Source organism: Chromobacterium sp. LK1 (genome assembly GCF_001043555.1).
GTDB lineage: Bacteria > Pseudomonadota > Gammaproteobacteria > Burkholderiales > Chromobacteriaceae > Chromobacterium > Chromobacterium aquaticum.
In genome coordinates this window covers 1-438 of sequence record NZ_LDUI01000087.1, presented here as the reverse complement: position 1 = coordinate 438, position 438 = coordinate 1, and the positions used below count along the sequence as shown (strand labels likewise).

Below are 438 nucleotides of genomic sequence, written 5' to 3'. Positions count from 1 at the left end.
TAGTTAAGGGCGTCAGCCAGCGATGGCTGAACAAGAAATGGGTTTGTAGCTCAGCTGGTTAGAGCACCGTCTTGATAAGGCGGGGGTCGTTGGTTCGAGTCCAACCAGACCCACCAGAATTTCTGTTGTCGGAGTGATCCGGCCGCACAAATAAAGCTGAAAGGCAAGGCAAAAGGCGACGACGTGTGCTGATGCACACGAGGCGTGTTTCAACGCAGCATTTCAGGTTTAGAGGGGGATTAGCTCAGTTGGGAGAGCACCTGCTTTGCAAGCAGGGGGTCGTCGGTTCGATCCCGTCATCCTCCACCACAACTCAAACACAAGCGAGTTTGCAAAACAGCTTGATTGTGTTTGCGTTGTATTTTTAACGCCCGATCTTTAACAAACTGAAGAAGCCGAATATATAAAGACGGCGAAAAGGAAACGTAGAGTTAACTC

The 438-nt window shown here is 49.8% G+C and carries 2 tRNA genes; both read left to right on the top strand.

Annotated elements, in window-relative coordinates:
• Window positions 1–39 precede the first annotated feature (39 nt).
• Window positions 40–116: transfer RNA gene (locus VI26_RS22950), tRNA-Ile, on the top strand.
• Between the two features lie 117 nt (window positions 117–233).
• Window positions 234–309, top strand: a tRNA-Ala gene (locus tag VI26_RS22945).
• The last annotated feature ends 129 nt before the right edge of the window (window positions 310–438 follow it).